The sequence below is a fragment of the Pseudomonas sp. BP01 genome (genome assembly GCF_022760795.1).
Classification (GTDB): domain Bacteria; phylum Pseudomonadota; class Gammaproteobacteria; order Pseudomonadales; family Pseudomonadaceae; genus Aquipseudomonas; species Aquipseudomonas putida_Q.
Genome location: NZ_JAFBKA010000012.1, coordinates 37,491 through 63,290, shown reverse-complemented (window position 1 = coordinate 63,290; position 25,800 = coordinate 37,491). Strand labels below are relative to the sequence as shown.

At 64.5% G+C, this 25,800-nt stretch carries 25 protein-coding genes; 16 read left to right on the top strand and 9 right to left on the bottom strand.

All coding sequences use genetic code 11. From position 1 onward, the window contains the following. Window positions 1–52: 52 nt before the first annotated feature. The 7 genes from JOY50_RS12815 (at window position 53) to JOY50_RS12785 (ending at window position 8,256) form a co-directional block, all read left to right on the top strand. Window positions 53–685 (top strand): hypothetical protein, encoded by a 633-nt coding sequence (locus JOY50_RS12815; protein WP_132846232.1) that lies wholly within the window; start codon window positions 53–55, stop codon window positions 683–685. A gap of 244 nt (window positions 686–929) precedes the next feature. After that, window positions 930–2,024, top strand: coding sequence for a dimethylsulfone monooxygenase SfnG (gene sfnG / locus JOY50_RS12810; RefSeq protein WP_138737253.1), 1,095 nt, complete (start codon window positions 930–932; stop codon window positions 2,022–2,024). A 174-nt stretch (window positions 2,025–2,198) separates the two neighbouring features. After that, window positions 2,199–2,882, top strand: a complete 684-nt coding sequence (locus JOY50_RS12805) for a B3/4 domain-containing protein (protein WP_243055326.1) — start codon at window positions 2,199–2,201, stop codon at window positions 2,880–2,882. A gap of 259 nt (window positions 2,883–3,141) precedes the next feature. Then, window positions 3,142–3,624 (top strand): formate dehydrogenase subunit gamma, encoded by a 483-nt coding sequence (locus JOY50_RS12800; RefSeq protein WP_026034644.1) that lies wholly within the window; start codon window positions 3,142–3,144, stop codon window positions 3,622–3,624. Continuing rightward, the gene (locus JOY50_RS12795) at window positions 3,618–5,177 is read left to right on the top strand and encodes an NADH-quinone oxidoreductase subunit NuoF (RefSeq protein WP_243055325.1); all 1,560 of its coding nucleotides are present in this window, start codon (window positions 3,618–3,620) and stop codon (window positions 5,175–5,177) included. Before JOY50_RS12800 ends, JOY50_RS12795 begins: the two co-directional genes overlap by 7 nt. After that, window positions 5,174–8,056, top strand: coding sequence for a formate dehydrogenase subunit alpha (gene fdhF, locus JOY50_RS12790; RefSeq protein ID WP_132846236.1), 2,883 nt, complete (start codon window positions 5,174–5,176; stop codon window positions 8,054–8,056). Before JOY50_RS12795 ends, fdhF begins: the two co-directional genes overlap by 4 nt. Further along, window positions 8,053–8,256 carry a formate dehydrogenase subunit delta gene (locus JOY50_RS12785; RefSeq protein ID WP_132846237.1) on the top strand — a complete coding sequence of 68 codons (204 nt, stop codon included), beginning with the start codon at window positions 8,053–8,055 and terminating at the stop codon, window positions 8,254–8,256. Before fdhF ends, JOY50_RS12785 begins: the two co-directional genes overlap by 4 nt. Before the next feature lie 56 nt (window positions 8,257–8,312). Here JOY50_RS12785 and JOY50_RS12780 read toward each other — a convergent pair whose 3' ends face one another. Next, a complete protein-coding gene (locus JOY50_RS12780; RefSeq protein WP_019473177.1) occupies window positions 8,313–9,176 on the bottom strand; it encodes a universal stress protein in 864 nt (287 codons plus the stop codon). 157 nt (window positions 9,177–9,333) lie between these two features. On the opposite strand from JOY50_RS12780, the gene JOY50_RS12775 reads away from it, so the two are divergent. After that, window positions 9,334–9,951 carry a tRNA-(ms[2]io[6]A)-hydroxylase gene (locus tag JOY50_RS12775; protein WP_016714954.1) on the top strand — a complete coding sequence of 206 codons (618 nt, stop codon included), beginning with the start codon at window positions 9,334–9,336 and terminating at the stop codon, window positions 9,949–9,951. A gap of 21 nt (window positions 9,952–9,972) precedes the next feature. Here JOY50_RS12775 and JOY50_RS12770 read toward each other — a convergent pair whose 3' ends face one another. Further along, complete coding sequence (locus JOY50_RS12770) at window positions 9,973–10,293, bottom strand: YqjD family protein (protein ID WP_019473179.1); 321 nt, start codon at window positions 10,291–10,293, stop codon at window positions 9,973–9,975. A gap of 128 nt (window positions 10,294–10,421) precedes the next feature. On the opposite strand from JOY50_RS12770, the gene JOY50_RS12765 reads away from it, so the two are divergent. Continuing rightward, window positions 10,422–10,685 (top strand): hypothetical protein, encoded by a 264-nt coding sequence (locus JOY50_RS12765; protein ID WP_019473180.1) that lies wholly within the window; start codon window positions 10,422–10,424, stop codon window positions 10,683–10,685. 17 nt (window positions 10,686–10,702) lie between these two features. Here JOY50_RS12765 and JOY50_RS12760 read toward each other — a convergent pair whose 3' ends face one another. Further along, window positions 10,703–11,185: an LEA type 2 family protein gene (locus JOY50_RS12760; RefSeq protein ID WP_132846239.1), complete on the bottom strand. Its 483-nt coding sequence runs from the start codon at window positions 11,183–11,185 to the stop codon at window positions 10,703–10,705. 135 nt (window positions 11,186–11,320) lie between these two features. Between JOY50_RS12760 and JOY50_RS12755 the strand changes: the two genes are divergently transcribed. Both JOY50_RS12755 and JOY50_RS12750 read left to right on the top strand, forming a co-directional pair. Continuing rightward, the gene (locus JOY50_RS12755; RefSeq protein WP_243055324.1) at window positions 11,321–12,445 is read left to right on the top strand and encodes a sigma-70 family RNA polymerase sigma factor; all 1,125 of its coding nucleotides are present in this window, start codon (window positions 11,321–11,323) and stop codon (window positions 12,443–12,445) included. 148 nt (window positions 12,446–12,593) lie between these two features. Beyond that, entirely contained in the window at window positions 12,594–15,020 is a 2,427-nt protein-coding gene (locus JOY50_RS12750; RefSeq protein ID WP_132846275.1) for a TonB-dependent receptor, read from the top strand. Window positions 15,021–15,174: 154 nt separating this feature from the next. Here the strand turns inward: JOY50_RS12750 and JOY50_RS12745 are convergent, their stop codons facing one another. Continuing rightward, on the bottom strand, window positions 15,175–16,065 hold the full coding sequence (locus tag JOY50_RS12745) for a LysR family transcriptional regulator (RefSeq protein WP_132846241.1): 891 nt from the start codon (window positions 16,063–16,065) through the stop codon (window positions 15,175–15,177). 102 nt (window positions 16,066–16,167) lie between these two features. Here JOY50_RS12745 and JOY50_RS12740 point away from each other — a divergent pair, with 102 nt between their 5' ends. The 5 genes from JOY50_RS12740 (at window position 16,168) to zapE (ending at window position 21,180) form a co-directional block, all read left to right on the top strand. Then, a complete protein-coding gene (locus tag JOY50_RS12740; RefSeq protein ID WP_243055323.1) occupies window positions 16,168–17,247 on the top strand; it encodes a polyamine ABC transporter substrate-binding protein in 1,080 nt (359 codons plus the stop codon). A gap of 25 nt (window positions 17,248–17,272) precedes the next feature. After that, window positions 17,273–18,238, top strand: coding sequence for an agmatinase (speB, locus tag JOY50_RS12735; protein ID WP_051100703.1), 966 nt, complete (start codon window positions 17,273–17,275; stop codon window positions 18,236–18,238). A 203-nt stretch (window positions 18,239–18,441) separates the two neighbouring features. Then, entirely contained in the window at window positions 18,442–18,759 is a 318-nt protein-coding gene (locus JOY50_RS12730; protein ID WP_132846243.1) for a hypothetical protein, read from the top strand. A gap of 22 nt (window positions 18,760–18,781) precedes the next feature. After that, window positions 18,782–19,927 carry a PQQ-dependent sugar dehydrogenase gene (locus JOY50_RS12725; RefSeq protein ID WP_243055322.1) on the top strand — a complete coding sequence of 382 codons (1,146 nt, stop codon included), beginning with the start codon at window positions 18,782–18,784 and terminating at the stop codon, window positions 19,925–19,927. A gap of 146 nt (window positions 19,928–20,073) precedes the next feature. After that, window positions 20,074–21,180: a cell division protein ZapE gene (gene zapE / locus JOY50_RS12720; RefSeq protein WP_243055321.1), complete on the top strand. Its 1,107-nt coding sequence runs from the start codon at window positions 20,074–20,076 to the stop codon at window positions 21,178–21,180. Window positions 21,181–21,260: 80 nt separating this feature from the next. Here the strand turns inward: zapE and JOY50_RS12715 are convergent, their stop codons facing one another. From JOY50_RS12715 to JOY50_RS12695, 5 genes are all read right to left on the bottom strand, one after another. Beyond that, a complete protein-coding gene (locus JOY50_RS12715; protein ID WP_243055320.1) occupies window positions 21,261–22,259 on the bottom strand; it encodes an alpha/beta fold hydrolase in 999 nt (332 codons plus the stop codon). Between the two features lie 74 nt (window positions 22,260–22,333). Continuing rightward, window positions 22,334–22,771, bottom strand: coding sequence for a YqaA family protein (locus JOY50_RS12710; protein WP_016500649.1), 438 nt, complete (start codon window positions 22,769–22,771; stop codon window positions 22,334–22,336). Further along, complete coding sequence (locus JOY50_RS12705; RefSeq protein ID WP_016500648.1) at window positions 22,771–23,199, bottom strand: DUF411 domain-containing protein; 429 nt, start codon at window positions 23,197–23,199, stop codon at window positions 22,771–22,773. Before JOY50_RS12705 ends, JOY50_RS12710 begins: the two co-directional genes overlap by 1 nt. Window positions 23,200–23,213: 14 nt before the next feature. Further along, window positions 23,214–24,077 carry a copper resistance protein B gene (locus JOY50_RS12700; RefSeq protein ID WP_243055319.1) on the bottom strand — a complete coding sequence of 288 codons (864 nt, stop codon included), beginning with the start codon at window positions 24,075–24,077 and terminating at the stop codon, window positions 23,214–23,216. Next, window positions 24,070–25,767: a copper resistance system multicopper oxidase gene (locus JOY50_RS12695; RefSeq protein ID WP_405045985.1), complete on the bottom strand. Its 1,698-nt coding sequence runs from the start codon at window positions 25,765–25,767 to the stop codon at window positions 24,070–24,072. Before JOY50_RS12695 ends, JOY50_RS12700 begins: the two co-directional genes overlap by 8 nt. Window positions 25,768–25,800: the final 33 nt, after the last annotated feature.

The following is a 25,800-nucleotide window of genomic DNA, read 5'->3' as shown; positions in this document are numbered from 1 at the left end:
AGGCCCGGTGCGCAGAGATAGCTGCGCTTGAATCAGCGGGAGTACCCAGACCATGAAGATTCTGTTCGAAGGGGATAGCGGAAAAGCACTGTGCGAGCACTGCCAGGCAGTGGTGACCACTCGCTATGCCCGCCGGGATGTACCGTTCAGCGATGGCAAGGGTGTGGCCAGGGACATATTGGTGGGCGTGTGTACCCGTTGCGATGGCGTGGTCGCGCTTCCACCGCAATCCACACCAGCCATTCACGAGGCGCGCAAGCAGCAGCTCAAGTCTATCGAGGCACGTTTACCAGCGGTCTACCTGGATGTGCTGGATGCGGCTATGCATGCGGTCAGTCGCGAGGCGGGCGCCAATCTGCGCAAGGTGTTTCTTGCGTACTATTTTCAGCAACTGGCGCAGGTGCAGCAGGGTGGGCAATTGCAGGCTGCGCATCAAGCATTCGTCCAGGCCCTGGATGAACAGCGAGAGCAGCGTGGGCTCGCGCGTTCCAGTGCTACTCGACGGTTGTCGATGAAGGTCAACCCGCACATGGCGCAGGACATGCTTGCGCTGCAACAACGAACAGGCGTGAACCAGACCGAGTTGTTGAAGGCTGTAATCGCTCTTATCCAGGCGGATGTACTGGAAGAGCGGGACGAGGAAGTGATTCTGGCCCTGCAGCGGCTGGCGCGGTTGGCTTTGTAGTCAGGGTTTGATTGCGATCAAGGCCCTGATGCATGACGCTCACATCGGCATGCGCAAAAAACCGCTGAGCTAGTCGCAAGCGGCGATGTTGCGCAGGCAACAGTGATCCGACAGCGTGTTTGACCACATGCAGTCAACATCGGCGACCAATTCCACTAACCCGTTGAAAGTAAAGCAATCCAGCCGATGGCACGCTTGCTGCTCCTGCCTCCTTGCACCCCAAGGATTCTCAAGGAGCCTCCCCATGAGCCACGCCCCACTCAAGTTCGCCTACTGGGTCCCCAACGTCAGCGGTGGCCTGGTGGTCAGCACCATCGAGCAGCGCACCAGCTGGGACATCGACTACAACCGCAAGCTTGCGCAAATCGCTGAAAAAGCCGGCTTCGACTACGCCCTGTCGCAAATCCGCTTCACCGCCGGCTACGGCGCCGACAACCAGCATGAGTCGGTCACCATCAGCCATGCGCTGCTGGCGGCCACGGAAAAGCTCAAGGTCATCGCCGCCATCCTGCCAGGGCCGTGGAACCCGGCGCTGGCGGCCAAGCAGTTGGCCAGCATCGACCAGTTCACCAATGGCCGCATCGCCATCAACGTGGTGTCGGGCTGGTTCAAGGGCGAGTTCCACGCCATCGGTGAGCCGTGGCTGGACCACGACGAGCGCTATCGCCGTTCCGAGGAGTTCATCCGCACGCTCAAGGGCATCTGGACGCAAGACAACTTCACCTTCAACGGCGACTTTTATCGCTTCCGTGACTACAACCTCAAACCCAAGCCACTGCAGCAACCGCACCCCGAGATCTTCCAGGGCGGCAGCTCGCGGGCGGCGCGGGACATGGCCGCGCGGGTGTCGGACTGGTACTTCACCAACGGCAACAGTGTGGAAGGGATCAAGGCCCAGGTCGATGACATCCGCGCCAAGGCCGCAGCCAACGGCCACTCGGTCAAGGTTGGGGTGAATGCCTTCATCATTGCCCGCGACACAGAGGAAGAGGCGCGCGCGGTGTTGCAGGAAATCATCGACAAGGCCAACCCCGAGGCGGTGCGTGCGTTCGGCAACGAGGTAAAGCACGCCGGGGCTGCCAGCCCGGAAGGCGAGGGCAACTGGGCCAAATCCAGCTTCGAGGACCTGGTGCAGTACAACGATGGCTTCAAGACCAACCTGATCGGCACGCCGCAGCAAATTGCCGAGCGTATCGTTGCGCTGAAGGCAGTAGGGGTGGATTTGATCCTGTCCGGCTTCCTGCATTTCCAGGAGGAAGTGGCGTACTTCGGCGAGCACGTGTTGCCGCTGGTGCGTGAGCTGGAAGCCGGGCGCAGTGTAGACAAGGCAGTGGCCTGAGGCCTGTACCGAATGGCCGGGGGCGCTTTGCGCCCCTTTCCGGCCGGTACGGCGCCCGGCAAGGCTGCTCTCGCGGGGCATTAGCCTGGCTTATGCAGGGTAAGCAGATATCACTTTTCCAACGTCAGCTTTCAGCGGCATTCTGTTTGCTCCATACCCCGCACGAGCCTGCCAATGCCCTCCGTCACCCCGTCCATTGCCCCTGCCATTTCAGAACTTGCACCAGGCTTTCGTGCCCTGAGCATCGTTGCGCACGCCGCACCGATCCAGCAGCCACAGGTTGCCAGCCAGGCACTTGAGCAAGCTTGCACGACGGTGCTGGCGGGTGGTCCTGCATGGGCTGATGCGCACCTTGCGGCCTGGGCCGAAGTGTTCCAGGCCTTTGGCGCCAAACCCAAGCGTACACCGTGTTCTGCCGATGCCCTGCGCAAGCGTGTGCTGCGCGATGGCAGCATACCGGGCATCGACCCGGTGGTAGACCTGTACAACGCCATCAGCCTGCAGTACGCGGTACCCGTCGGTGGCGAGAACCTGGCGGCTTATTCAGGTGCGCCACGGTTGCTGGTTGCCGACGGCGGCGAGTTGTTCGACTGTTACAAGGATGGCGTGCTGGCCAACGACCCGCCTGCACCGGGCGAGGTCGTATGGCGTGATGACCATGGCGTGACCTGCCGGCGCTGGAATTGGCGCCAGGGGGTACGCACGCGGCTGGATGCCGATGCGCAGCAAATGTGGTTCATTCTCGAGAGCCTGCCGGCGATGCCGCTTGCTGCCTTGCATGAAGCAGGGGAACGGTTGGTGGATGGGCTGCGGCAGATGATGCCTGGGGTAGTCATCGAAGCACCTGTACTGCTCTGAAACCTCGCATACCGTGCAGGGGCCATAACACTTGGCGTCGGTTTCAGGATGCGCCTGGTCGTTCGCACGCAACCCCCTGGCGCCACAAGTGCCATGCTTGCAGGATGCCTTCGGACCAGCGTGCGCAGATGCGCGGCCGTGGGCAAGGAGGCCGTCGGCGCTGCGCAACCGTGACGTGGCCGACGCGCCGCAGCAGAACACGCTGGATACCTGCCCTCACAATAATTCAGGCGGGGTCCGTGATGCCGAGGTCCGCTGTATGCCTGATGAACTGCTCCACCTGCCTGTGATCCACCGTATTCTGGCCCGTGACAAGGCTACCCCCGGCGCCCTGTTGCCGATCCTGCATGCCATCCAGCACGACATCGGCTTCATCCCCGATGCCGCTGTGCCGGAAATTGCCCATGCCCTGAACCTCAGCCTGGCCGAGGTGCGCGGGGTGATCAGCTTTTACCACGACTTTCGTACTTCGCCGCCGGCGCGCCACACCCTGCGCCTGTGCCGCGCCGAATCGTGCCAAAGCCGTGGCGCCGAGGCACTGGCCGCGCAACTGCGTGATCAGCTGGCACTGGACGACCATGGCACCAGCGCCGACGGTGCCATCAGCCTGCGCCCGGTTTACTGCCTGGGCGCCTGTGCCTGCTCGCCAGCGCTGGAGCTGGATGGCCAGGTGCATGCGCGGCTTACCCCTGAGCGCCTGCGTGCATTGGTAAACGCTTGCCGGGAGGACGCAGCATGCTGAAGCTCTACATTCCCTGCGACTCGGTGGCCCGTGCCGTGGGGGCCGACCAGGTTGCCGATGCCTTGCAGCGCGAGGCCGAGCGCCGCCAGCTGCCGCTGGACATCCAGCGCACCAGCTCACGCGGGCTGTACTGGCTGGAGCCGCTGATCGAGTGCGACAGTGCGCAAGGGCGCCTTGGTTTCGGCCCGGTTACTGCGCAAGACGTGCCGTCACTGCTCGACGCCCTGGCCGGTGACCCCGGGGGCCATTCGCTGGCGTTGGGGCTGGTCGAAGAAATCCCTTACCTGAAAACCCAGCAGCGGTTGCTGTTCGCCCGCGCCGGCATCACTCGCCCGTTGTCGCTGGACGACTATCGCGCCCATGGCGGTTTTGCCGGCCTTGAAGCGGCCGTGGCCCTGAACGGTGCCGAGGTGGTCGCTGCCGTGCTCGACTCCGGCCTGCGTGGCCGTGGCGGTGCGGCGTTCCCCGCCGGCATCAAGTGGCGCACCGTGCGCGACGCCGGGGCTGGGCAGAAGTACGTGGTATGCAACGCCGACGAGGGCGACTCCGGTACCTTCGCCGACCGTATGCTGATGGAAGGCGACCCCTTCCTGCTAATCGAAGGCATGATCATTGCCGGCCTGGCCGTGGGCGCCGACAAGGGCTACATCTATGTGCGCTCGGAATACCCGGATGCCATTCGCGTGCTGGACCAGGCCTTTGCCATTGCGCGTGACGCCGGCTACCTCGGTACTGACGTCGCCGGCAGCGGCCAGGCGTTCGACCTTGAAGTGCGGGTGGGTGCCGGCGCCTATATCTGCGGCGAAGAAACTGCGCTGCTCGAGTCCATCGAAGGCAAGCGCGGCATCGTCCGCGCCAAGCCGCCACTGCCTGCGCTGCAAGGCCTGTTCGGCCTGCCGACGCTGGTGCACAACGTGCTCACCCTGGCTTCGGTGCCCATCATCCTGGCCAAGGGCGCGGCGTTCTATCGCGATTTCGGCATGGGCCGCTCGCTGGGCACCATGCCGTTCCAGCTGGCCGGCAACATCCGCCAGGGGGGACTGGTGGAACGTGCCTTCGGCCTGACCCTGCGCGAGCTGGTGGAGGGTTATGGCGGTGGTACGGCCAGTGGCCGGCCGCTGAAGGCTGCGCAGGTCGGCGGCCCGCTCGGCGCCTGGGTACCCCCCAGCCACTTCGACACCCCGCTGGACTATGAAGCCTTCGCCGCCATGGGCGCGATGCTCGGCCACGGCGGTGTGGTGGTGGCCGACGACACCCTGAACATGGCCAGCATGGCGCGCTTCGCCCTGCAGTTCTGCGCCGAAGAATCCTGCGGCAAGTGTACCCCGTGCCGCATCGGCTCCACCCGGGGCATGGAAGTGGTCGAGCGGTTGATCGCATCGACTGATTTAACCGAACGCCACGACCAGGCCCTGTTGCTGCGCGACCTCTGCGACACCATGCAGTATGGCTCGCTATGCGCCATGGGCGGCATGACTGCTTACCCCGTGGCCAGTGCCCTCAAGTACTTCCCCGCCGATTTTGGGCTTACCACCACGGAGGCCGCGCAGTGATCAATTTCTTCGACCCCGCTTCTGATAAATGCAGCGACCTCGGCACCCCGGCCCGTGACAGCGACGTGCAGGTCAGCCTGAGCATCGACGGCCGTGCCATCAGCGTGCCTGCCGGCACCTCGGTGATGCGCGCCGCGGCCATGCTCGGCACCAGCATCCCCAAACTGTGTGCCACCGACAGCCTTGAAGCCTTCGGCTCATGCCGCATGTGCATGGTGGAAATCGAAGGCATGCGCGGCTACCCGGCGTCCTGCACCACGCCGGTCAGCGAAGGCATGGTGGTGCGTACCGAAACGCCACGCCTGGCCGGCCTGCGCCGCAACGTGATGGAGTTGTACATTTCTGACCACCCGCTGGACTGCCTGACGTGCTCGGCCAACGGCAACTGCGAGCTGCAGACCGTGGCCGGCCAGGTGGGCCTGCGCGAGGTGCGCTACGGCTACGACGGCGCCAACCACCTGGCCGAGAAAAAGGACGTATCCAACCCGTATTTCGATTACGAGCCCAGCAAATGCATCGTCTGCAGCCGCTGTGTGCGCGCCTGCGAAGATATCCAGGGCACCTTCGCCCTGACCATCACCGGCCGCGGTTTCGAGTCGCGGGTGGCGGCAGCGGGCGGCGATAACTTCCTCGCTTCCGAATGCGTGTCGTGCGGCGCCTGCGTACAGGCCTGCCCAACCGCGACGCTGACGGAAAAGAGCCTGGTGCAGCTTGGTCAGCCTGAGCGTTCGGTTATCACCACCTGCGCCTACTGCGGCGTCGGTTGTTCGTTCCGCGCCGAAATGAAAGGCGACCAGCTGGTGCGTATGGTGCCGGACAAGAACGGCGGGGCCAACCACGGCCACGCCTGCGTCAAGGGCCGCTTCGCCTGGGGCTACGCCACCCACCCGGATCGCATTACCAAGCCGATGATCCGCAAGCGCCTGGAAGACCCGTGGCAGGAAGTGAGCTGGGACGAAGCGGTGGCCTACGCTGCTAGCGAGTTCCGACGCATCCAGCTCAAGTACGGGCGTGATTCCATCGGTGGCATCACCTCCAGCCGCTGCACCAACGAAGAAGCCTACCTGGTGCAAAAACTGGTACGCACGGCGTTCGGCAACAACAACGTCGATACCTGTGCGCGGGTGTGCCACTCGCCCACCGGCTATGGCCTGAAACAGACCTTGGGTGAATCGGCCGGCACGCAAAGCTTTGATTCGGTGATGCAGGCCGACGTGGTGCTGGTGATCGGCGCCAACCCCACAGACGCCCACCCGGTGTTCGGCTCGCAGCTTAAGCGCCGCCTGCGTCAGGGCGCGCGGCTGATCGTGATAGACCCACGGCGCATCGACCTGGTCGACTCGCCGCACGCCCGCGCCGAGCTGCACCTGCAATTGCGCCCGGGCACCAACGTGGCCATGCTCAACGCCCTGGCCCACGTGATCGTCACCGAGGGCCTGCTGGCCCAGCGCTTCATCGATGCCCGCTGCGAAACCGAAGACTTTGCCCGCTGGCGCGACTTCGTCAGCCAGGCAGACAACGCCCCCGAGGTGCTGGGCCCGGTCTGTGGCGTGCCCGCCGAGCAGATCCGCGCCGCGGCGCGCCTGTATGCCACCGGTGGCAACGCGGCCATCTACTACGGCCTGGGCGTGACCGAGCACAGCCAGGGCAGCACTGCGGTGATGGGCATCGCCAACCTGGCCATGGCCACCGGCAATATCGGCCGTGAAGGGGTAGGGGTGAACCCGCTACGTGGGCAGAACAACGTGCAGGGTTCGTGCGACATGGGCTCGTTCCCCCATGAGCTGCCCGGCTATCGGCATATTTCCAACGAGGGCGTGCGCGCCGAGTTCGAGCGCGCCTGGGGCGTGACCTTGCAGCCCGACCCGGGCCTGCGCATCCCCAACATGTTCGAGGCAGCGCTGGACGGCAGCTTCAAGGCCCTGTACTGCCAGGGCGAGGACATCGCGCAGAGCGACCCCAACACCCAGCATGTCACGGCGGCCTTGCACGCCATGGAATGCGTGGTGGTGCAGGACATTTTCCTCAACGAAACGGCCAAATTTGCCCATGTGTTCCTGCCGGGCTGCTCGTTCCTGGAAAAGGACGGCACCTTCACCAATGCCGAGCGGCGCATTTCGCGGGTGCGCAAGGTAATGGAGCCGCTGGCCGGCAAGGCCGACTGGGAAGCGACCGTGGCCCTGGCCAACGCCTTGGGCTACCCGATGACCTACCGTCACCCGTCCGAGATCATGGACGAGATCGCCCGCCTGACGCCGACCTTCCGCCGCGTCAGCTACGCCGAAATCGACCGCCATGGCAGCCTGCAGTGGCCGTGCAACGACGCCGCGCCCGACGGCACGCCGACCATGCACATCGACCAGTTCGTGCGTGGCAAGGGCCGCTTCATGCTCACCGGCTATGTGCCCACCGACGAAAAGGTCAACAACCGCTATCCGTTACTGCTGACGACCGGGCGCATCCTCAGCCAGTACAACGTCGGCGCCCAGACCCGGCGTACCGGCAACGTCGCCTGGCATGACGCCGACCGCCTGGAAATTCACCCGACTGACGCCGAAAGCCGAGGCATCCAGGACGGTGACTGGGTTGGCATTGGCAGCCGCGCGGGGCAGACCGTGCTGCGCGCCAAGGTCAGTGCGCGGGTAGCGCCGGGGGTGGTGTACACCACGTTCCACTTCCCCGAGTCGGGGGCCAACGTGATTACCACCGACAACTCCGACTGGGCCACCAACTGCCCCGAGTACAAGGTGACAGCAGTGGAAGTGGTGAAAGTGTTCCAGCCATCGCAATGGCAAAAGCGCTACCAGGACTTCAGTGACGAACAGCGGCGCCTGCTGCAAGAGCGCCGTACAGCAGAGCAAGCCGAGGTGCGCCGATGAGCAGCGACAACCTGGTCAAGATGGCCAACCAGATTGCCCATTACTTCGACAGCGAACCAGACCGGGCGCTGGCGGTGCAGGGGGTGCGCCAGCATTTGCTAAGCTTCTGGACGCCGGCCATGCGCCGGCAACTGGCGGAATGGATCGAGGCCAATGCAGGAGAGGGGCTGGACCCGAAGGTTCTGGAGGCGATGCCGTAGCGGATTTGCGCGGTCCTACAGGGACCGCGCCAATTGCGCCAATCGTGTCAATCGCATCAGCCGCGGGCTAATTCGGCCTGGTGGGCGATGGCTTCCTCGCTCTTGAGCACCAGCACATCTCCCTCAAGGGCATCCAGCACCACCTCCGAAGTATTGCCAATCAACGCCCCGGAAATCCCCGTGCGGCACACCGTACCAATCACCGTCACCACCGCCTCGAGCTTCTTCTCGGTATGCGGAATCAGCACATCCGCCGGCCCTTCGGCCACATGCAGGCATTCTTCGCTGATGCCGTACTCGGCCTGGAACGCCTTGCACGCTTCGCGGTAGCGCTGTTCGATGGTCTCGCTCAGCTGGTAGGTCGGGTCGGAGGCCGACAGCATTGGCGACGGGTGGGCGCTGATGACATGCAGTTCGCCCTTGGCCAGTTTGGCAATCTCGAAGCCATGGTCGATGATGCTGGCATGCAGGCGGCGATGGTCTTCGTCCTGGTTGCCCACGTCCACCGCGGCCAGAATCTTGCCACCGGTCCACGGCCGTTCGCTCTTGACCATCAGCACGGCACACGGGCATTGACGCAGCAGCTTCCAGTCACTGGGGGTGAGCAGGGCCTTCTTCAGCGGGTTGTCCGGGCGGTGTTCCTTGATTACCAGATCGCAGCCCTCGGCCTGCTGTACGTAGATGATGGTGTCGTGCAGGTTGTCGCGCCAAGCCGCCTCATGGGTGATGTTGTCGTAGCCGTCATCATGCAGCTGGCTGCTCAGCAGGCTCAGCAGCGCAGTGTGATCATGCCGTTTATCGCACATCAGCAGGTGCAGGCGTGCGCCGGTGACGCCGGCGATCAGCTTGGCCCGGGTCAGCGCCCGGCTGTGGGCGTGCTCAGGGTCGAGGACGACGAGGATGCTGCGGACGGCTTGCATGGGCGTTAGCTCCCTTCAAAGGTGGCGACCGATGCCTGACTATAGACAGGGCGCGCCTAGCTGGCGCTTGATGTACATCAACAAGCATAGTCACTGGCGCCGCCCGCCGCCGCCGGTATAATCGCCGGCCCTGCCTGTTCTGTGTGGTTGCACGCTTATGTCCCTGATCCCCGAAATCGATGCCTTTCTTGGCTGCCCGACGCCAGACGCCTGGATCGAAGCGGCGCTCGCCGACCAGGAAACCCTGCTGATCGACCACAAGAACTGCGAATTCAAGGCCGCGAGCACGGCCTTGAGCCTGATGGCCAAATACAACACCCACCTCGACCTGATCAACATGATGTCGCGCCTGGCCCGCGAGGAGCTGGTGCACCACGAACAGGTGCTGCGCCTGATGAAGCGCCGTGGCGTGCCACTGCGGCCGGTGTCGGCGGGGCGCTATGCCTCGGGGCTGCGCCGCTTGGTGCGCGCCCACGAGCCCGTCAAACTGGTGGACACACTGGTTGTGGGGGCGTTCATCGAGGCACGCAGTTGCGAGCGCTTTGCGGCGCTGGTGCCGCACCTGGACGAAGAGCTGGGCCGCTTCTATCACGGCCTGCTGAAGAGCGAAGCGCGCCATTACCAGGGCTACCTGAAACTGGCGCACAACTATGGGGATGAGGCAGACATCGCCCGCCGGGTTGAACTGGTGCGCGCTGCAGAAGTGGAGCTGATCCAGTCTCCGGACCAGGAACTGCGCTTCCACAGCGGTATCCCGCAGGCGCTGGCCGCCTGATTTGCACCAGGCGGCCAGGTTTCAGTTGCGCCGGCCCAGCAGCAGCCCCACCACCAGCCCCAGGCCGGCGGAAATGGCTACGGTCTGCCACGGGTGGCCGCCGATATAGTCCTGGGTGGCGTCCACCACCGGTTGCGCCTTGTCCCGCACATTGCCAGCGGCCTGGCGCGCCTGTTTCAGTTTCAGGCTGACCTGCGCTCGCAGGGTTTCTGCTTCTTCACCCACCAGGGTGGCACTGTCGTTCAGCAGTTTTTCCGATTCTTCGATCAGCGATTGCAGTTCGCTGAATACCTGGTCCTTGATCTGATCGCTGTCGGTCAGCGTGGCGTTTTTACGGGCCATGAACTCGTCCTCGTTGATGGGTAGTGTGAACAATGGATGCCGCTGCGTCGGGAAAGTTGCGGTGGCTTTCCGATGTTGCGTTGCCTGGGTGTAAGATAGCGGCCATTTTCAAACCTGCAGGTACCTTCATGAGTTTCAATCTGGCCAACATGAGCTTCGAGGAACGGGCGCAGATCGAGGCAGAGAAGGCGCGGCTGTTCGAGATGTGGCAAAGCAACCTGGGCAAGGCCAAGGGCGATGCGGCCCGGCTGATTGCCGAAAAGCCGCGGCGCAAGGGTAAATGGGCCGAGTGGGTACGCGCCGAACTGGACGCCATGTCGCCGCCCGAATACGCCAGCATGGTGCGCAGCGAAGTCAACAAGCTGATGGCCGCCGCCAGCGCCAGCCGCTGAACAGTCCCGACGGGCGCTTACCAGTAGGCGCCTTTGGGCAGGTCCAGCTTGCCCTCGTCAGTAAAGCGCACCGTCCCCAGCAACCCGCCTGCCAGCTTGCCGCGTAGCTTGTAGGGCAAACCCTTCAGCGAGTCCACCGTGCCCAGCCCATAGGCCTGCCGCAGGAAGGAAAATGCCGTGATGCTCACCGGCACCACGATCACCGCTTCGTCATAGCGGCCAATGTGCCCCTGCTGGTCGCTGACCCCAGCGGCCAGCGGCTGGCCGTTCACCTCCAGGTTAAGGGCGATGCCGTTGTAGTCGATCGGCGACTCGTTGGGGTTTTGCACCCGCATTTTCACGGCCATGCGCAGTTCCAGTTCCTGCCCGGGCAGCGGTTCGATGCCGATCACGCTGATGTTGACGGGGTCGCGTGGCTGGAACAGTGCGCAAGCGCCCAGGCCATAAGCCATCAGCAGGACGAGAAACAGGCGGGTACAGCGGTACAGGCGGGCAGTCATTGAGGGCGACCTTGCCGGAGTGGGCGAGTAGTCAGTGTGGCAAATGCGCGTCGGCGTTGAAAGTCTCCTTGCAGATGAAAGATACTGTTTCTCATTAACGCCCGATAACTCATCCCACTGGCTGTTCCCAAACCCATGCTGACGTCACCCGTGTCGGGCCTGCTGGCGACTTTCCAGGAGCATTACGACGACCTGTTGCAGTTTCTGACCCGGCGCATGAGCGACCGCCAGCGCGCCGCCGACGTGGCGCAGGAAACCTACCTGAAGCTGGTGAAAGTCGATGCCCAGGCGGTGCCGGTGCTGCACGCTCGCAGCTTCATCTTCCGCGTGGCCGGTAACCTGGCAATCGATGCCTTGCGCCGTGAGCAGCGCCTGGCTGCCAGCCATGACGACTGTGACGCAGCGGGTGAGCTGGCCTGCCCGGCGCCAGCGCCCGAGGCGATGTTGCTGGCCCGGGAGCGCCTGCAGATCCTTGACGATGCGCTACTGAAACTGCCCGACAATGCCCGCCAGGCATTGTTGCTGAACCGCGTCGAAGGCCTGACCCAGGCGCAGATTGCACAGCGGCTGGGGGTTTCCGAGAGCATGGTGGCCAAGTATATCGGCCAGGCCCTGCGCCATTGCCGCGACTGGCTCAAGCAGGCGGGTGTGGCGGCCTCTGTGGTGTTGCTGGTTGCCGCTGTGGCGGGTTGGCAGCAAGCGCCGATGTTGCTGGCCGACTACCACACCGCGGTGGGTGAACGGCAGGTGGTTACCTTGGTGGACGGCACGCGGGTGACACTGAACAGCGCCAGTGCGTTGAGTGTGGTGTTCAGTGAGCACGAACGCCGGGTGGTGCTGGATGCCGGTGAGGCCCTGTTCGAGACCACGGATGATCCGCGGCCGTTTGTGGTCGAGACGGCAGGTGAGCGGGTGCAGGGTGGTGCCGCCACCTTCAGCGTGCGTCGCGATGGCCGCGTGGTGTTGGCACGCGGTGAAGCCAAGGTCGGCGAACATGAACTGGCGGTGGCGGCCGATGCCGGTGCGCAGATGGCCTGGCAGCGCGGCAAGCTGATCTTCAACGGCAAACCGCTGGGGCAGGTGCTGACGGAGCTTGAGCGTTACCGGCATGGGCGCATCGTGCTGTCCGACAGCAAGCTGGCGGCGATGGAGGTGAGCGGGGTGTTTGACCTGGACGAGCCTGAAGCACTGCTGCGCACACTTGAGCAGCGGTATGGGCTGAAGGTGACCTACCTGCCGTGGTTGGCTGTGGTTCATTGATCAGCCTTGTGCTGCGAAGAGGTCGGCACAGAAATAAAAATATTTTCCATTTGGTACTGCAAGTTCCTGCAAGCCAGATCGTCGTAGTGGGACTGATCAGCAACCCATTCTCATTTACGACTTGTCAGGAAGCTCATTCGTGCCTCTGATGCTCAAGCCTTTGCACCGCCGTCGCGGTTCATTTCACCACGCCCTGGTGTCCTGCAGTGCCCTGGCCATGCTGGTCGGCCCCCTGCATGCGTGGGCCGCGACTACTGCCGAACAGCCCCACATGCAAGCTCGCCAGGTTCAGCTCGACCTGCCAGCGCAGCCGCTGGACCAGGCCCTGACCACCTTTGCCGACCAGGCCGGCCTGCACTTGCTGTACACCACAGGTGACGTCGCAGGTATTGCCAGCCCGGCGTTGCACGGCAGCTACAGCGTCGAGCAGGCGCTGCAGCAGTTGCTGGCCGGCAGCGGCATGAGCTGGCACTTCAGCGATGCGCGCACCGTAACCCTGCGCAAGGCCCAGGCAGCGCCGCAGGCGGTTAACCTGAAGCCGATCGAAGTCAGCGTGGCCTCGCGCACCAGCACCGCAATCAGTGAAATCCCTGGCACTGTCTGGGTGGTCGACCAGCAGCAGCTGCGTGAGCAGATCGACAGCGGCGTCAGCCTGAAGGAAGCCATCGGCAAGCTGGTACCTGGCCTGGACCTGGCGCCAGAAGGGCGCACCAACTATGGCCAGAACATGCGCGGGCGCAGCGTGCTGGTGATGATCGACGGGGTCAGCCAGAACAGCTCGCGCGGCCTGTCGCGCCAGTTCGACAGCATTTCGCCTTTCAACGTCGAGCGCGTCGAAGTGCTGTCCGGCGCCAGCGCCATCTACGGCGGTGGTGCCACTGGCGGCATCATCAACATCGTGACCAAAAAGGGTGAACCGGGCCCGGCACGCTTCGAGACCCAGCTCGGTGCCAGCAGCGGCTTCAACAACAGCGATGACCTCGCCACCCGCTTTGCCCAGTCGATCAGTGGCGGCAACGAGCGGGTCAATGCCCGCCTGGGTATTTCTGGTGAGCAGAATGAAGCCTTCTACGACGGCGCCGGCGACCAGATTTTCATCGACAACACCCAGACCGACCTGCAATACAACCGCACCATCGACGTGCTCGGCTCCCTGGGCTTGCAGTTGAACGACCAGCAGAGCCTCGACCTGTTGGCCCAGTACTACGATTCGGGCAACCACGGCAGCACGGGTATCTACTTCCCCAACCTCAACTACAACGCACCATCCGACCTGGAAGACGCCGAGCTGCGCAGCGGTTATTCGTCGGACCTGGAGCCGCGTACCCGGCGCCTGTTGCTGAACGCCAATTACCACCACAGCGACGTGCTGGGCCAGGACTTCTACTTGCAGGCCTCGTACCGCAAGGAAGACGACAACTTCTACCCGTTCCCGTACTACAACCGCGCCACGCCTACCGGCTCGCGCGGGGTGTACTTTGCTGCCTCGCAGCAGAACTTCGAGGTCACCAGCCTCAAGGGCCTGTTCGCCAAGCAGTGGGACACGTTGAAGTTGACCTACGGCGTTGACCTTGACCGCGAGCGCTTCAACGCCGAGCAGACCACGTTCAACGCCTTGACCTCGTCCGAGTCGGGCGGCCTTGAGTTGGAAAAGGACAGCAAAGCGGCGCGCTACCCCAGCTACCGGGTCGATGGTGTGTCGGTGTACGCCCAGCTGGATTGGCATGCCACCGACAACCTGACGTTCTCCGGCGGTGCCCGTCGCCAACAGATGGACGTGGACGTCAGCGACTTCAAGGGCGTGCCGGGCGGTAGCAACGATTATCAGGTCAACCTGTTCAACGTCGGCGCCATCTACGACTTCAAGAACGGCCACCAGGTATGGAGCAACTATGGCGAAGGTTTCGACCTGCCGGACCCTGCCAAGTACTACGGCAAGCCGGGCCTGAGCGTGGCCGACAACCCGCTGGCTGGCATCAAGAGCCGCCAGGTTGAACTGGGCTGGCGCTATGCCGACCTGGACTGGGATGCCCAGGCGGCGCTGTACTACATCTGGTCGGACAAGATCATCAACGTCGATTCGCAAACGCTGACGATCAACGTGCAAGAGCAGAAGAGCCGCGACTTCGGCTTTGAAGGTGCGTTGACCCGGCACTTCCAGACGGGCTGGGAGGCGGGCGGTACCCTGCACCTCACCCGCTCCGAGGAAGAGGCCGCTGACGGCGGCTGGATCAAGCGTGATGCGCGCTATGCATCCTTGTCCAAGGCCACTGCATTCGTTGGCTGGAAAGGCGATGGCCGCAGTGCGCGGTTGCAGGCCAACCATGCGTTCAGCCTGAAGGACGATGCCGACCACGAGATCGACGGTTACACCACCTTCGATTTGCTGGGCAGCCAGGACACCGGCTTCGGCACCTTCAGCGCCGGCATCCAGAACCTGCTGGACAAGCAATACAGTACGGTCTGGGGCCAACGCGCGACGCTGTTCTATTCGCCGACTTACGGCCCGGCCTACCTGTATGACTACCAGGGGCGCGGGCGTACCTACACCCTGACCTGGAGCATGGCTTACTAACCCTTCTCCAAGGCGTGCCCGGCCCCTTGTAGGAGCGGCCTTGTGTCGCGATAGGGCCGCAAAGCGGCCCCGGCGAACTATGCGGCGACGCTGAAATCGTGGGGGCGCTTCGCACCCCATCGCGACACAAGGCCGCTCCTACAGGGGTAGCGCATCAGGCAAACGCCGCGATCAAATCCTCGGCAAACGCCTGCTGCGCTTCACCCGTCACCTGCGCCCGATGCCGGGCCAGGGTAAATGGCACCACAAAATCCAGCCCCGGGTCCAACGCCCATAACAACCCCTCGGCCTCCCACGCCTGCGCGCAGTGGCAGGGCAGGTAACCCATATGCCGCCCCGACAGAATGAACGTCAGCACGCTCTCGATCTGCTCCGCTACCGCCATGCTGTGCCGGCTCTGGAACGGCTCACCGCCTTTGAGAAACCGGTAGGGATGGCGCACCTGGTCCATCTCCAGCAACCGCTCAAGCTCAACACCCGATTCGCCGAACAGCACATGCCCCTTGCCGCAATACAGCCGTTGCCGCTCCTGGAACAATGGCTGGTAATCAAAGGCCGCCTGCTTGCCGGAGAAGTAGCTGATGGCGTAATCCAGCCGCTGCTCCAGCAACAACCGCTCCAGCTCCGCTGGCGGTGCACTGATCAGCTCCAGCTGCACTGATTCCTCTCGTGTGCGGAACGCCGCGATGGCCGCCGCCAGTTTCAGGCTCACTGCCTTGTCCTGGTTTTCTGCCATGCCGATGCGCACGGTCCCCAGCAGCCGACCGGCAACACCGTTGGCCTGCTGGCGGAACTGCTCGATGTTCAGAAGTAGCCCACGCGCTGCATCCAACAGCAACGCGCCTTTCTCCGTCAGGTGAAAGCCACCCTTGCCTCGGCTGCACAGGCGGTAGCCCAGGCGTGTTTCCAGCTGCGCCATGCGCTGGCTGATGGTGGGCTGGCTCAGGCCCAGCACGCCTTGCGCGGCGCTGAAGCCCCCGGCCTCGACTACAGTGACGAACAGCCGCAGCAGGTGCAGGTCGGGGTCGTGCACTTGTCCGAGCATTACATTGCTCCTGATGAATGTCAGCTTTGCAAACTTGCCATTCCTGCAATGTAACCCGGCTGGCATGCTCGCGGAATCCACCCATTTGCCGAGGTGTCCGTCATGCGTCGATCGTTGTGCCTGTTGTCCCTGTTTCTGGCCCTGCCGCTGCAGGCCGAAGAAAAGGTCGTCAACCTCTACAGCTGGGCCGACTACGTCGCCCCGCAAACGCTTCAGCGTTTCGAACAGGAAACCGGCTACAAGGTGCGGTATGACACCTTCGACACCACCGAAGTGCTGGAGACCAAGTTACTCACCGGTGGCAGTGGTTACGATGTGGTGGTGCCATCGTCGACCGTGCTGGCCCGGGCGCTCAAGGCCAATGCCCTGCAAGCGCTCGACCCCCAGGGCATGCCCGGCTACAGCAACCTCGACAAGGACCTGCTGGCCAAGCTGGCCGAGGCCGACCCCGGCAACCGCCATGCCGTGCCGTACACCTGGGGTACGCTGGGCCTTGGGGTGAATGTGGAGGCGGTGCGCCAGCGCCTGGGCGACGTGCCGCTGGACAGCCTCGACTTGCTGTTCAAACCCGAATACGCCAGCCGGTTGAAGGACTGTGGCATCGCCATGCCCGATTCGCCGCAGGAAGTGATTGGCGTGGCCCTGAACTACCTGGGCAAGGACCCTTACAGCCGGGACAAGGATGACCTGGCCGCCGCGCAGCAGCTGCTGAGCCAGCTGCAACCCTCGATCAGCTATGTCGCCAATGGCCGGCAGATCAGCGACCTGGCCAACGGTAGCGTGTGCCTGGCGCTGACCTACAACGGCGATGCAGCGATGGCTGCCGACCAGGCCCGTCGTGCCAACAAGCCTTTCGAGCTGATCTACCGCATTCCGCGCGAAGGCACGCTGGTGTGGCAGGACAACCTGGTCATCCCCAAGGACGCCCCGCACCCCGAAGCCGCGCGGGCGTTCATTGCCTTCATGCTCAAGCCCGAGTCGGTGGCTGCGCTGACCAACACCTTGTTCTTTGCCAACGCCAACCAGGCAGCCACGCCGTTGGTGGACGAGGCGGTGCGCAATGACCCGGACATCTATCCGCCTGCCGAGGTGCGCCAGCGGCTGTTTGCCGACCGCAGCATGGCCCTGGCCGACCTGCGCCAGCGCAACCGCCTGTGGACGGCCTTCCGCAGCCGCCAGTGACTGATAACAACCAAGGAGCCCGACCGTGGAGCAAGCCGCAAGCAACGACCAGGCGATGACCCGCGACAGCCTGTATGGCACTGCCGCAGAAAGTACCTACGCCGGCATTACCAGTTTCTCCCGCCGCCGCTACAGCCGCGATTTGCGCGGTGTGGATGTGGTGGTCAGTGGAGTGCCGTTCGATACCGCCACAAGCAACCGCCCAGGCGCGCGTTTTGGCCCACGGGCTATTCGCGCCGCCTCGGTGCAACAGGCCTGGGCCCGGCACTGGCCGTGGGCGTTCGACCCGTTCGACCACCTGGCTGTGATCGACTATGGTGACTGCGCTTTCGACAGTGGCACGCCGCAGTCGGTGCCAGACAGTATCGAGGCCCATGCCGCGCATATCCTTGAAGCAGGCTGCGCCATGCTTACCCTTGGCGGCGACCACTTCATCAGCTACCCGCTGCTCAAGGCCCACGCCCGCCGGCATGGCCCGCTGGCGCTGATCCACTTCGATGCCCACAGCGACACCTGGCCGGACGAGGAGGGCAAGCGTATCGACCATGGCACCATGTTCTGGCATGCCGCCCGTGAGGGCTTGGTGGACCCTGCCTGCTCGGTGCAGATCGGCCTGCGCACCACCAATGACGACAGCCAGGGCTTTGCCATCCTTGACGCCCGCCAAGTGCACCGTCAGGGCACCGAGGCGGTGATTGCAGCGATTCGCCAGCGCGTGGGCGAGCGGCCGGTGTACCTGACCTTCGATATCGACTGCCTCGACCCGGCCTATGCGCCTGGCACCGGTACCCCGGTGTGTGGCGGGTTGAGCACGGTGCAGGCGCTGGAAATTCTGGGCGGGCTGCGCGGTATCAACTTGGTGGGCATGGACCTGGTGGAGGTGGCACCGGCATATGACCATGCCGACATCACGGCGCTGGCGGGGGCGACTTTGGCGATGGAGATGCTGTGCCTGTATGCGGCGCGGCACAAGGTAGACAAGGGCCAGTGATCCGGGGCCGCTTTGCGGCCCATTCGCAGCACAAGGCTGCTCCTACAGGGCCTTGCGTCGCAATGGACTGCAAAGCAGCCCCACGAGCACATACTGAAACATCAGGAATCATCTCCGCCCAAATTCACACTTTTGTCTCGAACCCCTCGCGCCTTAGGCTATCAAACCCACCAGGCGCGGCATTTTCGTACAGGAGGTGAAGCATGAACCCGACATTGCCCATCCTGGCCCTTGGCCTGGCCTTGTGCCTGCCTGCGCACGCTGCCCCGCAACAGCCTTTGCAGCTTGCCGCTGGCAACAACAACCCCTACAACAGCCCGATCCAGCGCGCCAACCCCAACAGCCGCCAGGGCAGCATGCCGGCAACGCCCCCGGTGCGCGGCCCGTCCACCGACCCGTACCAGCGCACGCCCAGCCTGGACAACCGCGGCATCGGCAACGGCGACAACCTGCGTCGGCAGCAACAAACCCCAAACCTGGAACCGACCCGGCCGCCCCGCGACAGCACGCGTGCGCCGTGAGCCCATACGAAAGGAATCCTGCATGCCCAGAGCAACCTGGCTAGCCACCCTGACTGCCGCTGCACTCATGCCCCTGCTGGCACAGGCGGCGGCAGAGCAACAGTTTCGCAGCGAAGAAGGCACGTTGACCGTAAGCACCCTGGCGGACGGCTTGCGCAACCCTTGGGCCCTGGCGTTTCTGCCGGGCGGCAAGGACATGCTGGTAACCGAGCGCGCTGGCAACCTGCGGGTGGTCAACGCTGAAGGCAAGGTCGGCCCGCCGATCAGCGGCGTGCCCAAGGTGTGGGCCGAGGGCCAGGGCGGCCTGCTGGATGTGGTGTTGTCGCCGGCGTTCGACAAGGACCGTACCGTGTACCTGTCCTTCGCAGAGGAGGGCAGTGACGGCAAGGCCGGCACCGCCGTCGGCCGTGGCCAGTTGTCCGAAGACCGCGCCCGGCTGGATAACTTCAGCGTGATTTTCCGCCAGCAACCCAAGCTGTCGGTGGGCAACCACTTCGGCTCGCGCCTGGTGTTCGACCGCGAGGGCTATCTGTTCATCGCGTTGGGCGAGAACAACCAGCGCCCCACCGCCCAGGACCTGGACAAGTTGCAAGGCAAGATCGTGCGCATTTTGCCGGATGGCGAAGTGCCCAAGGACAACCCCTTCGTCGGCAAGGACAACGTGCGGCCGGAGATCTGGTCGTTCGGCCACCGCAACCAACAAGGTGCCGCGCTGAACCCCTGGACCGGCAAGCTGTGGACCCACGAGCACGGCCCGCGCGGTGGCGACGAAATCAACATCCCCGAGCCCGGCAAGAACTATGGCTGGCCGACTGCGACCCATGGCATCAACTACTCGCTGCTGCCGATTCCCGAGGCCAAGGGCAAGCATGTGGACGGCATGGTCGACCCACACCATGTGTGGGAGAAGTCACCGGGTATCAGCGGCATGGCGTTCTACGACAGCCCGACATTCAAGGCCTGGGACCACAACCTGTTCATTGGTGCACTGGCGACACAGGAGCTGATCCGTTTGCAGCTGAAGGGCGACAAGGTGGTGCATGAGGAACGATTGCTGGGTGACTTGAAGGCGCGTATCCGCGATGTACGGGTTGGGCCGGACGGCTACATCTATGTGCTGACCGATGACAAGGACGGCGCATTGCTGAAGGTAGGCCTGGCCGACTGACGCGGTCCCTGTAGGAGCGGCCTTGTGTCGCGATGGGCCGCGCAGCGGCCCCAGGATTTCAGCATTGCCGCATAGACTGTTGGGGCCGCTCTGCGGCCCATCGCGACACAAGGCCGCTCCTACAAGGACCTGTGTAGAATGCGGCCATGGCCATCACTCCCCAATCCCTTTACCAGCAAGCCCTGAGCACTCAGGGTTACGCTAACGACCCTGCCCAGGCCAGCGCCGTGGATGCCTTGCAGGCCTGCTTCCGGGGTGTCGAGCAGGGCCTCCCCACCCAGGGCATCTACCTCTGGGGCCCGGTCGGGCGGGGCAAGACCTGGCTGATGGACCAGTTCCACCGCTGCCTGTGCATACCCAGTCGGCGTCAGCACTTCCATCACTTCATGGCATGGGTCCACCAGCGCCTGTTCCAGCTCAATGGCACCGCCGACCCGCTGCTGGCGTTGGCCCGGGAACTGGCCGGGCAGATCCGCGTGTTGTGCTTCGACGAACTGTTCGTCAACGACATTGGCGACGCGATCATCCTCGGCCGCCTGTTCCAGGTACTGTTCGACCAGGGCGTGGTGATTGTCGCCACCTCCAACCAGCCACCCGAACATCTGTACCGCGACGGTTTCAACCGCGAGCGGTTCCTGCCGGCCATCGCCGCCATTGAGCGGCACATGCAGGTACTGCCGGTGACGGGCGAGCAGGACCACCGCCTGCACCCCGGTGCAGAGCGGCAGCGCTACTGGGTGGCAGCGGCAGCGCAGGCCAGCCCGCTGGGCGAGGTGTTCTGCCAGCTCAGCCCGGATCACACGGGTACTGATCAGCCCTTGATTATTGGCTCCAGGCAGGTGCAGGTTGTGCGGCGCAGCGAGCAGGCTATCTGGTGCCGCTTTACCGACCTGTGCGAACAACCGCTGGCAGCCACGGAGTTCATGGCGCTTTGCGACCGTTTTCCGGCCATCCTGGTGTCGGGTATTCCGGCGCTGGGCGGTAAGCAGCAGGCCGGTCGCATTGCGCGTGGCACTGAAGATGGTGCGGCGCGGGTGGTGGCAGGCGACCGCGAACTGCCGGCGCTGTCGCCCAAGGACGATGCGGTACGCCGCTTTATCGCCCTGGTCGATGAGTGCTACGACCGCCGTGTGGCACTGTACCTCGAGGCCGAGGTGCCGCTGGATGAGCTGTATACGCAGGGGTATCTGGCATTCCCGTACCAGCGGACCTTGAGCAGGTTGCGGGAGATGCAACTGCAACGGTTTGGCTGAACGGTGCAGGGGGCCGCGGTGCGGCCCATCGCGACGCAAGGCCGCTCCCACAGGTACCGGGCTGGTCTCGGGCCGCCGTTTTACTTGGCCAGCCACTCGACCAGCGTGCGGTTGAACCGCACGGGCTCTTCGATCTGTGGTGCATGCCCCATGCCTTCGAAGGTGATCAGTTCACCTTTGGGGATCAGCTTGGCCACCTGTGGTCCCAGTACGTCATACTTGCCCAGCTTCGCCTTCACCTCCGGCGGTGCGATATCGCTGCCAATGGCCGTGGTGTCCTTGTCGCCGATCAGCAGCAAGGTCGGCATTTGCAGGTCCTTGAACTCGTGGTACACCGGTTGGGTGAAAATCATGTCGTAGATCAGCGCCGAGTTCCACGCCACAGCTTCATGCCCCGGCCCCTTGTTCAGGCCCGCCAGCATCTGTACCCAGCGCTCGTACTCCGGCTTCCAGCGCCCGGCGTAGTAGGTCTTGCGCTCATACTCGCGCACGCCCTCGGCATCCAGCTTGAGCTCGCGCGCATACCACTGGTCCACCGTACGGTAGGGCACGCCCAGGGCTTTCCAGTCTTCCAGGCCAATCGGGTTGACCATGGCCAGGCGTTCCACCTGCTGCGGGTACATCAGCGCATAGCGGGTGGCGAGCATGCCGCCCGTGGAATGCCCGAGCACGATGGTTTGCCTGATACCCAGCTGTTCGAGCAAGGCATGGGTGTTGTCGGCCAACTGCTGGAAGCTGTACTGGTAATGCGCGGGCTTGCTGGAAGTGCAGAAGCCGACCTGGTCGGGGGCGATGACCCGGTAACCGGCCTTGCTCAGCGCGTCGATGGTGGTTTCCCAGGTGGCGGCGCAGAAGTTCTTGCCGTGCATCAGCACCACGCTGTGGCCGTTGGCCTGGCCTTGTGCGGGGACGTCCATGTAGCCCATCTGCAGGGACTGGCCCTGGGACTTGAAGTCAAAGTGCTTGAGCGGGTGGGGGTAGCTGAAGCCTTCGAGCTGGGGGCCGTAGGTAGGCGTTTCGGCGGCGATGGCCGGGCTGCCGGCAAGGCAGGCCAGGGCAAGGGCGGTTGCGCGCAGCATGGGGCACTCCGTGTAGGGCCATATAGGAGAGGGCGACTTTAGCAGCCAGGCGCGCGCCGGGAACGTGAAAGGTGTTACCAGGCGTGAAACCAGCCCAGGGTAATCATCGCCAGCACCGCATAACGGCCAGCCTTGGCCAGGGTCACCAGCAGCAGGAAGCGCCAGAAGGGTTCCCGCATGATCCCGGCGATCAAGGTCAGCGGGTCGCCGATCACCGGCATCCAGCTGAGCAGCAACGACCACTGCCCCCAGCGCTGGTAACGCCGCTGCGCGCGCTGCAGTTGGGCAGCGCTGAACGGGAACCAGCGTTTGTCGCGCAGGTGCTCGACGGCGCGGCCCAGCAGCCAATTGACGACCGAACCCAGCACATTGCCCAGGGTGGCCACCAGCAGCAGGGTTGCCCAGGCCTCGGGCTGGCGGAGCAACAGGCCGACCAGCACGGCCTCCGATTGCAGCGGCAGCAGGGTGGCGGCGCCGAAGGCGCTGAGAAACAGCGCCCACAAGCTGAGCATCAGTAGTTGGCCACAACGGTGTCCTGGCCATCCTGGGTTACGCCGATGACCTGGTAGGCATCCTTGTGGTCACCCATTTCCATGCCGGGCGAGCCCATGGGCATGCCCGGTACGGCCAGGCCCTTGAGGTCGCTACGCTTTGCCAGCAGGCGCACCTGCTCGGCCGGCACATGGCCTTCGACGAACTTGCCGTCGATCACCCCGGTGTGGCACGACGCCAGGCGCGGCGCCACGCCCAGGCGCTGCTTGACCGCGCTCATGTTCGGCTCGACGTGGTCGTTGACGGTGAAACCATTGTCACGCAGGTGGCTGATCCAGGCCTTGCAGCAGCCGCAGTTGGGGTCGCGGTAGACGTCGATGGTCTCGGCGGCCTGGGCCAGACCGGTGATGGCCAGCAGGCCCAGGGGCAGCAGGTGTTTGCGCAGCATGGTGAGGCACTCCTTTAGAAACGCAGGCGGATACCGGCAACCAGGCGGGTCTGGCCCAGGTCTTCGCCGTCTTCGCGGGCCTGGTCGGCACGCGTGCCGTACAGGCGATTGAAACTGACCCCGATGTAGGGCGCGAAACCGCGCGTGATCTCGTAGCGCAGCCGCAGGCCCACTTCGCTGTCGGCCAGCCCGGCGCCTTGCTCGCGCCTGGCGTCGTTGCGGCCGTAGAGGTTGGCTTCCAGGTTCGGTTCCAGTATCCAGCGGTTGGTCAGCAGCATAGCGTAAGCGGCCTCCAGGCGCAGCGCGGTCTGTTGCCGCTCGCCGGCGTAGGCGGTGGCTTGCAGCTCCAGGCCATACAGCGGCGTGCCTTGAATGCCGAAGCCGGCCCAGGTCTGGCCGCTGGCGGGCTTGAAGTCCTGGCGCACGCCGACCACCAGCTCCCACCACGGGCTCACGGCATGGCCCCACAGCGCCTGCACTTCGGCCTTGTGTGTCTTGCCTTGCTCGCGTTCGCCTTCCGTGCGCAGCCACAGGCGGTCGATATCGCCGCCGACCCAGGCCGTGGCGTTCCAGTTCAGGGCACTGCTGCTCTCGAAGTTCTGGTACTCGAGCTTGTCGACGATCACCGCCCAGTTCAGCGCCCGGTCGTGTACCTGGTGCCCAGGCAGTGGCGGGAAGGCGGCGCGGCGGTCGGCGTCGGTGATTGCAGGCAGGGGCGTGCGCGGCGGGCTGGGCGTAGCCGGGCCATGGCCCATGCTTTCATGGTTCATCTGGCCATGGTTCATGTGCGCCATGCCAGCGGCCAGCACACGTTCACTGGCGAACAGGGTCAGCAGGGCCACGCCTGCGACGACGCTGCGGTTGCGGGTGTCATTCATCGACGCGTACCTCGCGGAACATGCCGGTCTCCATGTGGTAGAGCAGGTGGCAGTGGTAGGCCCAGCGGCCAAGGGCGTCGGCAGTCACCCGGTAGGAACGTCGGCTGCCGGGCGGGATGTCGACGGTGTGCTTGCGCACCAGAAACTGGCCGTGCTCGTCTTCCAGGTCGCTCCACATGCCGTGCAGGTGGATGGGGTGGGTCATCATGGTGTCGTTGACCAGGGTGATGCGCACCCTCTCGCCGTAGATCAGGCGCAGCGGCGCGGCGTCGCTGAACTTGATGCCGTCGAACGACCAGGCGAAACGCTCCATGTGGCCGGTCAGGTGCAGCTCGATGTCGCGCGATGGCGTGCGGCCGTCCGGGTCGGGGTAGGGGCTGCGCAGGTCGGCGTAGGTCAGCACGCGCCGGCCATTGTTGCGCAAGCCTATGCCGGGGTCGGCCAGGTTTGCGCGCGGTGCCATGGTCTGCATGTCCACCAGCGGGTTGCCGGTTTCGCTGGCCGGGTGTTGCTGCATGGCCGGCATGGCAGCGTGGTCCATGCCGGCCATGTTGCTGTGGTCCATGCCCGCCATGGCGCCCATGCCGCCGTGGCCCATGTCGTCCATGCTCAGCACCGGGCGCGGGTCGAGGGTAGGCACGGGCGCCTGCAGCCCGGTGGCGCGGGCCAGGGTGCCGCGGGCGAAGCCGGTACGGTCCATGCTCTGGGCGAACAGGGTGTAGGCAGGTTGGTCGCCCACGGTCACCAGCACGTCATAGGTTTCGGCCACGGCAATGCGCAGCTCATCCACGCTCACCGGCTTCACCGGCAAGCCGTCGGCGGCGATCACCGTCAGCTTCAGCCCGGGGATACGGAAATCGAAATAGGTCATGGCCGAGGCGTTTATCAGCCGCAGGCGCACGATTTCGCCCGGTTGGCACAGGCAGGTGAAGTTGCCGTCCGGCGGCTGGCCGTTGAGCAGGTAGGTGTAGGTGGCGGCGCTGATATCGGCGAGGTCGGTAGGGCTCATGCGCATGCGCGCCCATGCCGTGCGCTCGGCGACGGTGGGGCTCCAGCCGTTGTCGGCCACGTCATCGATGAAATCGCCGACCGTGCGCTTGTGATAGTTGTACGCGTCGGACTGTTTCTTCAGGGTGGCCATCAGCTGTTCCGGCGCCTGGTCCGACCAGTCGCTGAACAGCAGCACGTGGTCGCGCTGGTAGTGGTGCGGTTCGGGCTCGCGCGGCTCGATCACGATGGCCCCGTACACCCCGGCCTGTTCCTGCAGCCCAGAGTGGCTGTGGTACCAGTAGGTACCGCTCTGGCGCAGGGTGAACTGGTACAGGTAGTCGCCGCCGGGTTCGATGCCGGCGAAGCTCAGGCCTGGTACGCCGTCCATGTTGGCGGGCAGGAGGATGCCGTGCCAGTGGATCGAGGTGTCCTGGGCCAGGCGGTTGCGCACGCGCAGGGTCACGGTATCGCCTTCGCGCCAGCGCAGCAACGGGCCTGGCAGGCTGTTGTTGAGGGTGAGTGCGGTGCGCGGGCGGCCGGTGATATTGACCGGGGTCTGGCCGATGAACAGCTCGAAGTGCTGGCCGGCCAGGTCCTGGCCATCGGCGGCCTGGGCCAGCGGGCGCCACAGCCCCAGGCCCGCCAGTGTGCTGGCGGCGCCCAGGCCTTTGACAAAGGTACGGCGGGTGGGGTTGCGCAACATGGCGTGGCCTCTGTGGGGGAGCCACGATGT

Bases quoted from the DNA above. Each gene is read 5' to 3' on its own strand.
- JOY50_RS12755 (WP_243055324.1), top strand. From the start codon at position 11,321: ATGCTGACGTCACCCGTGTCGGGCCTGCTGGCGACTTTCCAGGAGCAT.
- JOY50_RS12750 (WP_132846275.1), top strand. From the start codon at position 12,594: ATGCTCAAGCCTTTGCACCGCCGTCGCGGTTCATTTCACCACGCCCTG.
- JOY50_RS12795 (WP_243055325.1), top strand. From the start codon at position 3,618: ATGCTGAAGCTCTACATTCCCTGCGACTCGGTGGCCCGTGCCGTGGGG.
- JOY50_RS12780 (WP_019473177.1), bottom strand. From the start codon at position 9,176: ATGCAAGCCGTCCGCAGCATCCTCGTCGTCCTCGACCCTGAGCACGCC.
- JOY50_RS12765 (WP_019473180.1), top strand. From the start codon at position 10,422: ATGAGTTTCAATCTGGCCAACATGAGCTTCGAGGAACGGGCGCAGATC.
- JOY50_RS12730 (WP_132846243.1), top strand. From the start codon at position 18,442: ATGAACCCGACATTGCCCATCCTGGCCCTTGGCCTGGCCTTGTGCCTG.
- sfnG (WP_138737253.1), top strand. From the start codon at position 930: ATGAGCCACGCCCCACTCAAGTTCGCCTACTGGGTCCCCAACGTCAGC.
- JOY50_RS12705 (WP_016500648.1), bottom strand. From the start codon at position 23,199: ATGCTGCGCAAACACCTGCTGCCCCTGGGCCTGCTGGCCATCACCGGT.
- JOY50_RS12715 (WP_243055320.1), bottom strand. From the start codon at position 22,259: ATGCTGCGCGCAACCGCCCTTGCCCTGGCCTGCCTTGCCGGCAGCCCG.
- JOY50_RS12775 (WP_016714954.1), top strand. From the start codon at position 9,334: ATGTCCCTGATCCCCGAAATCGATGCCTTTCTTGGCTGCCCGACGCCA.
- JOY50_RS12760 (WP_132846239.1), bottom strand. From the start codon at position 11,185: ATGACTGCCCGCCTGTACCGCTGTACCCGCCTGTTTCTCGTCCTGCTG.
- JOY50_RS12785 (WP_132846237.1), top strand. From the start codon at position 8,053: ATGAGCAGCGACAACCTGGTCAAGATGGCCAACCAGATTGCCCATTAC.
- zapE (WP_243055321.1), top strand. From the start codon at position 20,074: ATGGCCATCACTCCCCAATCCCTTTACCAGCAAGCCCTGAGCACTCAG.
- JOY50_RS12805 (WP_243055326.1), top strand. From the start codon at position 2,199: ATGCCCTCCGTCACCCCGTCCATTGCCCCTGCCATTTCAGAACTTGCA.
- JOY50_RS12740 (WP_243055323.1), top strand. From the start codon at position 16,168: ATGCGTCGATCGTTGTGCCTGTTGTCCCTGTTTCTGGCCCTGCCGCTG.
- JOY50_RS12800 (WP_026034644.1), top strand. From the start codon at position 3,142: ATGCCTGATGAACTGCTCCACCTGCCTGTGATCCACCGTATTCTGGCC.
- JOY50_RS12725 (WP_243055322.1), top strand. From the start codon at position 18,782: ATGCCCAGAGCAACCTGGCTAGCCACCCTGACTGCCGCTGCACTCATG.
- JOY50_RS12815 (WP_132846232.1), top strand. From the start codon at position 53: ATGAAGATTCTGTTCGAAGGGGATAGCGGAAAAGCACTGTGCGAGCAC.
- JOY50_RS12700 (WP_243055319.1), bottom strand. From the start codon at position 24,077: ATGAATGACACCCGCAACCGCAGCGTCGTCGCAGGCGTGGCCCTGCTG.
- JOY50_RS12745 (WP_132846241.1), bottom strand. From the start codon at position 16,065: ATGCTCGGACAAGTGCACGACCCCGACCTGCACCTGCTGCGGCTGTTC.
- JOY50_RS12770 (WP_019473179.1), bottom strand. From the start codon at position 10,293: ATGGCCCGTAAAAACGCCACGCTGACCGACAGCGATCAGATCAAGGAC.
- JOY50_RS12710 (WP_016500649.1), bottom strand. From the start codon at position 22,771: ATGCTCAGCTTGTGGGCGCTGTTTCTCAGCGCCTTCGGCGCCGCCACC.